The organism is Pararhodobacter sp., from assembly GCF_036802785.1.
GTDB lineage: Bacteria > Pseudomonadota > Alphaproteobacteria > Rhodobacterales > Rhodobacteraceae > Pararhodobacter.
The window spans coordinates 46,671-57,455 of sequence record NZ_DAIRVN010000023.1; the positions used below are offsets into that span (position 1 = coordinate 46,671).

9 protein-coding genes are annotated in these 10,785 nt (G+C 65.9%); 6 read left to right on the forward strand and 3 right to left on the reverse strand.

Annotated elements, in window-relative coordinates:
* The first annotated feature begins 17 nt into the window (after window positions 1-17).
* A complete protein-coding gene (locus tag V7Q53_RS10190; protein ID WP_333828433.1) occupies window positions 18-1,496 on the forward strand; it encodes an NAD-dependent succinate-semialdehyde dehydrogenase in 1,479 nt (492 codons plus the stop codon).
* Window positions 1,497-1,845: 349 nt separating this feature from the next.
* Complete coding sequence (locus tag V7Q53_RS10195; protein ID WP_333828434.1) at window positions 1,846-2,148, forward strand: ArsR/SmtB family transcription factor; 303 nt, start codon at window positions 1,846-1,848, stop codon at window positions 2,146-2,148.
* Window positions 2,149-2,184: 36 nt separating this feature from the next.
* Here the strand turns inward: V7Q53_RS10195 and V7Q53_RS10200 are convergent, their stop codons facing one another.
* The 3 genes from V7Q53_RS10200 to V7Q53_RS10210 form a co-directional block, all read right to left on the reverse strand.
* The gene (locus V7Q53_RS10200; protein ID WP_333828435.1) at window positions 2,185-4,128 is read right to left on the reverse strand and encodes a heavy metal translocating P-type ATPase; all 1,944 of its coding nucleotides are present in this window, start codon (window positions 4,126-4,128) and stop codon (window positions 2,185-2,187) included.
* 132 nt (window positions 4,129-4,260) lie between these two features.
* A complete protein-coding gene (locus tag V7Q53_RS10205) occupies window positions 4,261-5,382 on the reverse strand; it encodes a THUMP domain-containing class I SAM-dependent RNA methyltransferase (protein WP_333828436.1) in 1,122 nt (373 codons plus the stop codon).
* A gap of 307 nt (window positions 5,383-5,689) precedes the next feature.
* Window positions 5,690-7,288, reverse strand: a complete 1,599-nt coding sequence (locus V7Q53_RS10210) for an acyl-CoA dehydrogenase family protein (protein ID WP_333828437.1) — start codon at window positions 7,286-7,288, stop codon at window positions 5,690-5,692.
* Window positions 7,289-7,458: 170 nt separating this feature from the next.
* On the opposite strand from V7Q53_RS10210, the gene V7Q53_RS10215 reads away from it, so the two are divergent.
* From V7Q53_RS10215 to V7Q53_RS10230, 4 genes are all read left to right on the forward strand, one after another.
* Window positions 7,459-7,755 (forward strand): FtsB family cell division protein, encoded by a 297-nt coding sequence (locus V7Q53_RS10215; RefSeq protein ID WP_333828438.1) that lies wholly within the window; start codon window positions 7,459-7,461, stop codon window positions 7,753-7,755.
* 215 nt (window positions 7,756-7,970) lie between these two features.
* Window positions 7,971-8,960, forward strand: a complete 990-nt coding sequence (gene pdhA, locus V7Q53_RS10220; protein WP_333828439.1) for a pyruvate dehydrogenase (acetyl-transferring) E1 component subunit alpha — start codon at window positions 7,971-7,973, stop codon at window positions 8,958-8,960.
* Between the two features lie 13 nt (window positions 8,961-8,973).
* Complete coding sequence (locus V7Q53_RS10225; protein WP_333828440.1) at window positions 8,974-10,386, forward strand: pyruvate dehydrogenase complex E1 component subunit beta; 1,413 nt, start codon at window positions 8,974-8,976, stop codon at window positions 10,384-10,386.
* 11 nt (window positions 10,387-10,397) lie between these two features.
* Window positions 10,398-10,785: biotin/lipoyl-containing protein (locus tag V7Q53_RS10230; protein ID WP_333828441.1), on the forward strand; the 388-nt coding region annotated here is incomplete at its 3' end.

Consider the following 10,785-nt stretch of genomic DNA (forward strand, 5'->3'; position numbering starts at 1 on the left):
AGAAAAAGGATACTCCCATGCTAGATACCCAGACCGATCTCCGCTCGCTTCTGAAAGACCCTTCGCTGCTGGAAACCCGCGCCTTTGTTGCCGGGGAATGGGTCAATGCCGATAACGGCGCCACCTTCGCGGTGCGCAACCCGGCGCGCGGCGATGTCATCGCCGAAGTGGCTGATCTGACCCGCATCGAAGTCGCCCGCGCCATCGCTGCGGCGGAAACGGCGCAAAAGGACTGGGCCGCGCGCACCGGCAAGGAACGCGCCGCCGTGCTGCGCAAATGGTATGACCTGATGGTCGAGAATGCCGACGATCTGGCCGCGATCCTGACCGCTGAAATGGGCAAACCGCTGGCCGAGGCGCGCGGCGAGATCCTCTATGGCGCGTCCTTCGTCGAATGGTTCGGCGAGGAGGCCAAGCGCGTTTATGGCGAGACCATCCCGGGCCATATGCGCGACAAGCGCATCACGGTGCTGAAACAGCCGATCGGCGTCTGCGCCTCGATCACGCCGTGGAACTTCCCCAATGCGATGATCGCGCGCAAGGTCGCCCCGGCGCTGGCCGTCGGTTGCGGTTTCGTGGCCCGCCCGGCAGCGGAAACCCCGCTTTCGGCGCTGGCCATGGCCGTACTGGCCGAGCGTGCGGGCCTGCCCAAGGGCGTGCTGTCGGTGGTCACCTCGTCGCGCTCCTCTGACATCGGCAAGGAATTCTGCGAAAACCCGGTGGTGCGCAAACTGACCTTCACCGGCTCCACCGAAGTGGGGCGCATCCTGCTGAAACAGGCCGCCGATCAGGTGATGAAATGCTCGATGGAGCTGGGCGGCAATGCGCCGTTCATCGTGTTCGATGACGCCGATCTGGATGCTGCCGTTGACGGCGCGATGATGTCCAAGTTCCGCAACAATGGGCAGACCTGCGTCTGCGCGAACCGGATCTATGTGCAAGCCGGGGTCTATGACGCCTTCGCCGAAAAGCTGCGCGCGGCGGTCGAAAAGCTGAACATCGGCGACGGGCTGAAAGAGGGGGTCACGACCGGCCCGCTGATCAACGCCGATGCCATGAAAAAGGTTGAGGAGCATATTCAGGACGTACTCGACCATGGCGGCGCGGTACTGACCGGCGGCAACCGCCACGCATTGGGCGGCAGCTTCTTTGAGCCGACCGTTGTCACGGGCGTCACCCAGTCGATGAAGGTTGCTCAGGAAGAAACCTTTGGCCCCCTCGCGCCGCTTTTCAAATTCGACACCGAGGAAGAAGTGATCGGCTATGCCAATGACACGATCTTCGGCCTGGCCTGCTACTTCTACGCTCAGAACATGGGCCGCATCACCCGCGTGCAGGAGGCGCTGGAATACGGCATCGTCGGCGTGAACACCGGCATCATCTCGACCGAAGTGGCGCCCTTCGGCGGCGTCAAGCAATCGGGGCTGGGCCGCGAAGGCTCGCACCACGGGATCGATGATTATCTGGAACTGAAGTACATCTGCCTGAGCATCTGAGCCCGGTCACGCGACCGCAAAACACCGCTGCCTGAAACCAGCCCCCGCGCCGCCCTGAGCTTTCATCGGGGCGGCGCGTTTCTTTTCTGCGTAGCGGCATCGGCTGTCTGCGCCAGAAACGGGGGCAAATGGCCCTTTTTTCCAGACAGCCCGTGGGGTGGCGCCATGGGCAATGCTGCGCTTGCTCGCGCTCTGTTGATGTCACGCGGCTTGTCTCGCTGCGCTGCGGCATATATATGACATTGCAGATATATATTTTAGCGAGGCGCCTGGCGCGCCGCCCTACCGGACAGGAACAGCGACCATGCGAGATGTGGCTCCTGAGCGCCCGCCGTCCCGGCAGTCTTCCATGCTGCGGGCAGAAAATGCAGTGCACGCATCGGATTACCTGAAATCCCTGTCGCATCCGACACGGCTGAGCATCCTGTGCCGTCTGGTCCGGGGACCGGCCCATGTGGGTGAGCTGGAAGCGTTGCTGGACCTGCCGCAGGCCGCTGTATCAAAGCAACTCGCGCGGTTGCGCGCCCAGGGGCTGGTGGATGCAAGACGCGCGGGGCGCAATATGTTCTACACGCTTTCCGATGCGCGCACGGCCCGGATCATCGGTGCGCTGGACGATGCCTTCTGCGCGCCCGACACTGCGCACGATTGAAACTCAAGGCGAAGGGCCCGCCCGGCCGGAGCGTGTTCATGCCGGCGTCTTGGTGGGCGGGACGGCTGGTGCTGTGGCCCGCCTCGCGCCCGGCCGGTCACCGCGGATCCGGTCGCCCAGCAGCCTGAGCCCGTTCAGAACCACAAGCACCGTACCACCCTCATGGCCGATCACCGCCACCGGCAGCGGCAGATCAAAGAACAGCGCGCCGGTCACCAGAATGACCATCGCCCCCGTGGCGAAGATCAGGTTCTGACGGATGATCCGGGCGGTGCGGCGGGCAAGGCGATGGGCCTCGGCCAGCCGCGTCAGGTCATCGGACAGAAGCGCGACATCGGCGGCCTGCAGCGCCACTTCGCTGCCCGCCGCCCCCATGGCGATGCCTATGTCGGCACGCGCCAGCGCTGCCGCATCGTTCACCCCGTCGCCGACAAAGGCCACTTTACCGCCCCGCCCCGAAAGTTCCGTGGTCAGCTGCGCCACCAGCGCCACCTTGTCGGCGGGCAGCAGATCGGCATGAATAGCCTCCGGCCTCAGGCCCAGTTCCGCGCCGATCCGCACGGCGACCGGGCTGCGGTCGCCGGTCATCATGACGATCTGTGCAACCCCGCCCGCGCGCAGGGCGTCAAGCCCGGGCCGCGCGCTGTCGCGCAGCCGGTCCGCCACTGTCAAAGCGCCCAGCACGCGGCTGCCCTGCCCCAGATAGACCACGGTCTGCGCCTGACCAGACAGCTCCGCCAGCGCGGGAAGGTCGATATCCGCGCCCATGCGCCGGGCCATGCGGGGGTTTCCGGCCCAGAGCGCCGCCGCGCCCTCGCCCGACACAATCCCTTCGCTGGGAACAGCGGTGACATCGGGCAGTTCCGCCGCGCCGATGCCCCGGCTTTCGGCCTCACGCCGGATCGCCGCCGCGATAGGATGCTCGGACTGCGCCTGCAACCCGGCGATGCGGGCCAGAAAGGCCTCCTCGCCCCCCTCCAGCGCCACGATGCACAAAACGCCCGCGCGGCCCGTGGTCAGTGTGCCGGTCTTGTCAAAGGCAAAGGCGCGCACCGCCGCCAGCGACTCCAGTGCGGCGCCCCCTTTGAACAGCACCCCTCCGCGCGCCGCCGCCGAGAGCGCCGACAGAATCGCGGCGGGGACCGAGATGACGATGGCGCAGGGGCTGGCCGCAACCAGCAGCGTCGCGGCGCGGTAGAGCGCCTCCTGCGGGCTGCGCCCGAGCCAGAGGAACACCGCGAAGGCCAGCACCGCGCCTGCCAGAACCGCGACCGTATAGCGCTGCCCGAACCACGCGCTGAAGCGTTCCGAGGGCGCGCGCGCCGCCTGCGCCTCGGTTACAAGGGCGATCATCCGCGCCACCGTGCTTTGCGCCGTCGAACGGGTGACCCGCATGTCGAGCACAGCGTTCAGATTGACCGTCGCCTCATGCACCTGCGCACCCGGCCCCTTGTGAACGGGCATCGATTCGCCGGTGATCGTGGCCTCGTCAATGGCACCCTCGCCTGCGGTGATCACCCCGTCCACCGGCACCCGTGCGCCGGGACGCAGCACCACAATGTCGCCGGGTTCAAGGCTTTGCGACGCCACCTCGGCAAGGATGTCACCCTCGCGGCGCAGCGCCGTGTCAGGGCGCAGCGCCATCAGCGCCTCTACCGCACGGCGCGCGCGGCCCATGGCGCGGTTTTCCAGCGTGGTTGACAGGCTGAACAGGGTCAGCAGCACCGCCCCTTCTAAAGGCGCCCCCACCGCCGCCGCCGCAATCGCCGCCAGCACCATCAGCAGGTCGATATCCAGCAGCTTTTCGCGCCAGAGGCTGCGCAGCGCCCGGATCGCCGCAGGCAGGCCACCCGCCAGATAGACCAGCGCCAGCCCCGCCGTGGCAAGAAGCGGCACTCCGCCAAAGCTGCCGGCTGCGCCAGTGATCATGCCCAGCAGGGCCAGCGCCGTCAGCGTTGTTTCATCGGGGGTTCTGAACATGGCTGGCACCGGGATCCTGTCCTGTCGTGCTGGCTGAGTCGCCGCGCCGGGTGGCGCTGCGCGTATGAATCAAGGCTTATCCGAAACCACAGGGCCGGGCGAGAGGCTTCGCGCTGCCCTGTTCAGCGGCTTTCAGCGCGTGCCCAGAACCCCGGTCTGATACAGCGTGACCCGCAGCCCGCCATGGGCGACCGGCGCCCCGGCAGGCAAAAACGGCAACGCCGTGGCACGCGCCAGACCGGGCTCGCTGGTGATCACGCCGACCCGCCAGCCCCTGAACCGCTCCAGCAGCACCTTGCCCATGGCACCGTAAAGCCCGAAGAGCAGGTTCTTGTTGCCCACCCGCCCGCCATAGGGCGGGTTGACGATCACCAGCCCGGGCGGCCCTTCGGGCGGGGTCAGATCGCTGATCGGGCCGGGGCGGAAATCGGTGAAAGCCTCGACCCCGGCGCGCGCGGCATTGGCGCGGCTCATGGTGATGGCGCCGGTATCGCGGTCACGGCCATGAAAACGCAGGGCAGGTGTGCCTGGGCGGGCAGTGGCACGCATTGCCTGCCATGCGGCGGGGTCGAAGCTGGCCAGTTGTTCAAAGGCAAAGGCGCGGTCACGCCCGGGGTACAGCCCGGCGGCAATCTCGGCTGCCTCGATTACCAGCGTGCCTGAGCCGCACATCGGGTCCATGACCGGCATCTGACCGTGAAAGCCGCATTCGCGCAGGAAAAGCGCGGCCAGTGTCTCGCGCAGGGGGGCCTTGTTGACCGCCTGCTTGTGGCCGCGCTTGTGCAGCGATTCGCCCGAGGTATCGAGGCTGAAGGTGCACAGGTCATCCTCGATCCGCACCATCAGCCTGAGCGCTGCTCCGGCGCTGATGGTGGCGCCAAGCTCCTCGCGCAGCGCCGTCTCGATCCGCTGCGCGGCGGCGCCCGCGTGATAGATGCGCGAAGCCCGGCAGGTCGCCTCTACCTTGAGCGGCACATCGGGGCGCAGGGTCTCGGCCCAGGGGAAACGGCGCGCGCGCTTGTCCAGCTGCGCCAGATGCAGGGCACGGAACCCGCCGATCCGCACCAGCACCCGCCCCGCCCCCCGCATGACCAGATTGGCGCGCCAGACCTCAGGCCAGCCGCCCTGCAGCACAACACCGCCGGGCACCGGCGCGGGGTCGGCAAACCCCTTCTCGCGGGCCTCCTCACAGAGTGCCTGCTCCAGCCCGGGGGCCACGGCCAGAAAGATCTCGAAGGGGGGCTCGTTGTTCATCCCTCTCCGATAGTGCATCGCTATCGCGAACGGAAGCATCCGCCATTAGCCTGCTTGCGATTCCCGAAAAGAGGGGGCGCTGCCCCCGCCGCCCTGCGGGCGACTCCCCAGGGATATTTTCAGACAGAAAATGAATGAAGCAACCCACCCCATTTTCTGTCGGAAAATATCCTGGGGGTGAATGGGCCGCAGGCCCAGAGGGGGCAACGCCCCCTGTTGCCGCGCGGCCCGGCCCAACGCGGGGAGAGTGCGGGCAAAGCCCGCGCTGGACGAGGAGCGGGAGCCCTGCGTGCCCTCTCTTTTTTGGTCAGACGCGCGCCAGCACGGTGTCGGTATCCACTCCGCGCATTGCGCCGGCGATCTGGCCCCGCGGGTCGGAGAGGCGGCTGGTCAGGTAGCTGCCTGCAACCGGGCTTTTCTCCATCAGCACCACGGCGGTCAGCAGTTGCGCAAGGCTCTCGGCGAACCAGCGCGCCTCGGCCTCGGGCGGCAGAGCGGGCCATCGGCTGCGGTGCGCACCCAGCGCCGCGTCAAAGCGCGCATCCAGCCCGCGCGCGCCGTCCAGCCTTGCATTGAGTTGTTCGCCCGCCTCAGGCTCGCGCATCAGGGTGCGCAGGATATCAAGGCAGATCACGTTGCCCGAGCCCTCCCAGATCGAATTGAGCGGGGCTTCGCGGTAGAGCATCGCCAGCGGCGTCTCTTCGACATAGCCCATGCCCCCGAGGCATTCCATCGCCTCATAGATCATCCCCGGCGCGCGTTTGTTCGACACGAACTTGGCCAGCGCCACGGTGAGGCGCGCATAGGGCCTGCGCGCAGGATCATCAAAGGCGCGCGCCACTTCCATACCCAGCATCAGCGCCGCCTCCACCTCGATCGCCAGATCGGCCAGCACCGCGCGCATCAGCGGCTGGTCGATCAGCCGTTTCTGGAACACCGTGCGCCCGCGCGCCCAGTGCACCGCCTCGGTCAGCGCGCCGCGCATCAGCCCGGCCGGAGCCATCGCCGTATCCAGCCGCGTGTGGTGGACCATCTCGATGATGGTCTGCACCCCGCGCCCTTCCTCACCCAGCCGGTGGGCGAGGGTATTGGCATATTCGATCTCGGCCGAGGCATTGGATTTGTTGCCCAGCTTGTCCTTCAGCCGCAGGATGTTGAAGGCGTTGCGCGTGTCATCCGGCAGCCAGCGCGGCACCAGAAAGCAGGTCAGCCCGGCATCGGTCTGCGCCAGCGTCAGGAAGGCATCACACATCGGCGCCGAGCAGAACCATTTATGCCCGGACAGACGGAAGATCCCCTCGCCCGCGCCGGGGTCAGCCACCGCGCGGGTGGCATTGGCGCGCACATCCGATCCGCCCTGTTTCTCGGTCATCGCCATGCCCATCGTCACCCCCGCTTTCCCGCCCACCGGGCGGCGCGCGGGGTCATAGGCGCGCGCCAGCAGCTTAGGCTTCCAGATCGCCGCCAGTGCGGGGTCGGCATCCAGCGCGGGCACGGCGGCATAGGTCATGGTCATGGGGCAGCAGACGCCCGGCTCTATCTGGCTGAACAGATACATGAAAGCCGCGTGGCGGGCGTGGCTGCCACCCTCTTCCCAGGCGATGGCGGCATAGCCGTTCTCGATCCCCAGTGCCATCAGCCGGTGATAGGCCGGGTGGAAATGCACTTCGTCGATGCGCCGCCCGTTCCGGTCGAACGTGCGCAGTTCCGGCAACCGGGTCTGGGCGTCGCGCGCATCCTCGCGCCCCTGCGCCGAGCCGAGCGCCGCACCGAGGCGCGCCAGCGTCTCATCCTCGCCCATCAGGGAGCGCAGCGGCGTGTCACTTGCCCAGAGGTCATGGGCAGCGGCGGCGGGCTGGTTGAAAACATCGTGGGTATCAAGCTGGCTGCGGGGTGCGGCGGTCATGGCGGGTTCTCCTCTTCGCACCAAGCCTGCCGCCTGTCGCGGGCGCTGACAAGTCTGACCCCGCGTCGCAGCCCCGGTATGAAAGCGGGCAGTCCAGCCGCGAATCGGGGGATTCCCTTTGGCGCCCGGCTGTGGCATGTTGCGCATAACGCGAACAAGGCCCGGAAGAGATGCAGCGCAAACGCCCCAGTTTTGGTCCGGTAATGTTTTATGCCCTTGCCGGCACCTTTGGCACCTATCTGACCTTTGCCGCCGTTCAGGGGGAATACGGCCTGTTCAACCGTATCCAGATCGATGCCGATGCCGCGGGCCTGCGCATTGAACGGGACCGGCTGGCGCTGGAGCTGGCCGAGGTTGAAAACCGCACACACCGACTGTCGGATGCTTATCTTGACCTTGATCTGCTTGACCAGCAGGCGCGCAACATTCTGGGCTATGTGCGCGCTGACGAGATCATGCTGCGCTAGGCTAATGGGGGGCTTGCAGCTCCTCTCCCGGCAGCGCAGGTTCAGTCTTCCACCGCGCATTTGCGGCAGGATGAGGGCGGCGGCGGGCGGCGAAAAATGCGCCGGGGCCATTTCACGCGGCTTGATGTGATTGATTGTTTAATGCTAAACTATCCACTGTACCGTCGCCGCACCACCGTTGTGGCGACCAGGCAGCACCACCGGGGGAGATATCGATGGCCGCCAGAAAACCAGCCGACAAACCAAACATCTCGGGCGATGAACTGCGCCAATACTACCGAGAGATGTTGCTGATCCGCCGATTCGAGGAAAAGGCCGGGCAGCTTTACGGAATGGGGCTGATCGGCGGGTTCTGCCATCTCTATATCGGTCAGGAAGCCGTTGTCGTCGGCCTCGCCGCCGCCGCCAAAGAGGGTGACAAGCAGATCACCAGCTACCGCGATCATGGCCATATGCTGGTGGCCGGCATGGACCCGAAGGGCGTGATGGCCGAACTGACCGGCCGCGAGGGCGGCTATTCCGGCGGCAAGGGCGGCAGCATGCATATGTTCAGCCGCGAGAAGCATTTTTACGGCGGTCATGGCATTGTCGGCGCGCAGGTGCCACTGGGGGCGGGGCTGGCCTTCGCCGACAAATACCTGGGCAATGACAGCGTCACCTTCACCTATTTCGGCGATGGCGCGGCCAATCAGGGCCAGGTCTATGAGGCCTATAACATGGCCCAGCTCTGGAACCTGCCGGTCGTTTTCGTCATCGAGAACAACCAGTATGCGATGGGCACCTCCACCAAGCGCTCATCCAAATCGCCCAATCTGTGGGAGCGGGGCGCGGCTTATGGGATCAAGGGCGAGATGGTTGACGGCATGGACGTGCTCGCCGTCAAGGCCGCAGCGGAAAAGGCGGTAACCGCCTGCCGCGCGGGTGACGGGCCCTATATTCTGGAGATGATGACCTATCGCTACCGGGGCCATTCAATGTCCGACCCGGCGAAATACCGCACCCGCGAGGAGGTGCAGAAAATGCGCGAAGAGCGCGATGCGATCGACCGGGTGCGCGAATTGCTGGTGACCGGCGGGCATGCCAGCGATGATGACCTCAAGGCGATCGACAAGGAGATCAAGGCCATCGTCAACGAGGCGGCCGAGTTCGCCAAGGAAAGCCCGGAGCCGGACGTATCCGAGCTCTGGACAGATATTTACGCGTAAGGGGGACGGCACCATGGCAACCGAAATTCTCATGCCGGCTCTGTCGCCCACGATGGAAGAGGGCACACTGGCGAAATGGCTGGTGAAGGAAGGCGACACGGTCAGCGCCGGTGACATTCTCGCCGAGATCGAAACCGACAAGGCGACGATGGAGTTTGAGGCGGTCGATGAAGGCACCGTGGGCAAGCTGCTGGTCGCAGAGGGCACAGAAGGGGTGAAGGTCAACACCCCCATCGCCCTCCTGCTGGAAGAAGGCGAAAGCGCCGACACCCAGGCGCAACCGGAGGCCGCAAGTGCCGACGCGGGCGCCGAGGCGGCCCCTGAGCCGCAGGCGAAAGGAGCCTCCCAGGCGCCCGCCCCCGCCAGAACCGCCAAATCAGAAGCCGCTCCTCCGGCAGCCCCCAAGGCAGCCACAGCCGCGCCAGACTGGCCCGAAGGCACAGCGACAAAATCCATGACCGTGCGCGAGGCTCTGCGCGAGGCCATGGCCGAAGAGATGCGCGCCGATGAAACCGTCTTCCTGATGGGCGAGGAAGTCGGCGAATATCAGGGTGCCTACAAGATCAGCCAGGGCCTGCTCGATGAATTCGGCGCCCGCCGCGTCGTCGACACGCCGATTACCGAGGCCGGGTTTACCGGCATCGGTGTCGGCGCCGCCTGGGGCGGGTTGCGGCCGATCGTCGAATTCATGACCTTCAACTTCTCGATGCAGGCCATCGACCATCTCATCAATTCCGCCGCCAAGACGCTCTACATGTCCGGCGGCCAGATGCCCTGCCCCATTGTCTTCCGTGGCCCCAATGGCGCGGCGGCGCGCGTCGCGGCCCAGCACAGCCAGTGCTATGCGGCATGGTACAGCCATATCCCCGGCCTGAAAGTGGTGATGCCCTACACCGCCGCCGACGCCAAGGGCCTCCTGAAATCCGCCATCCGGGACCAGAATCCGGTAGTTTTCCTTGAGAATGAAATCCTCTACGGTCGCAGCTTTGATGTTCCCCAGCTTGAGGATTTCACGGTTCCCATCGGCAAGGCGCGGATCGCGCGGCCCGGCACCGATGTGACCCTCGTCTCTTTCGGGATCGGCATGACCTATGCGCTGGAAGCGGCTGAAAAACTGGCCGAACAGGGCATTGACGCCGAGGTGCTCGACCTGCGCACCATCCGCCCCATGGACACCGACGCCATCCTCGCCTCGGTACGCAAGACCAACCGTCTGGTGACCGTCGAGGAAGGGTTCCCGCAAAGCTCGATCGGCAATTTCATCACCTCGGTGGTGATGGAACAGGCCTTTGATTACCTCGATGCGCCGGTGATCAACCTTTGCGGCAAGGACGTTCCCATGCCTTATGCCGCCAATCTGGAAAAGCTCGCGCTGGTGACCACCGATGAGGTCATCGCCGCCGTGCACAAAATCACCTACCGCTGAGGAGGCGCGCGATGCCCGTGGAAATCCTGATGCCCGCGCTCTCACCCACGATGGAAGAGGGCACGCTGGCGAAATGGCTGGTTAAGGAGGGCGACACCGTCACCTCCGGCCAGATTCTCGCCGAGATCGAAACCGACAAGGCCACGATGGAATTTGAGGCCGTCGATGAAGGCACGATCGGCAAGCTTTTGATCGCCGAGGGCACCGAGGGCGTGAAGGTCAACACCCCCATCGCCGTGCTGCTGGAAGAAGGCGAAAGCACCAGCGATATCGCGCAACCAGCCGCCGCCAAGACCGACGCAGCCGCCGGGGCGCCCCCCAAGCCGCAGGCGAAAGATGCCTCCGAGGCGCCCGCGCCCACCAAGGCAGAAACTGCTGCGCCTCCCGCCCCCAAAGCCG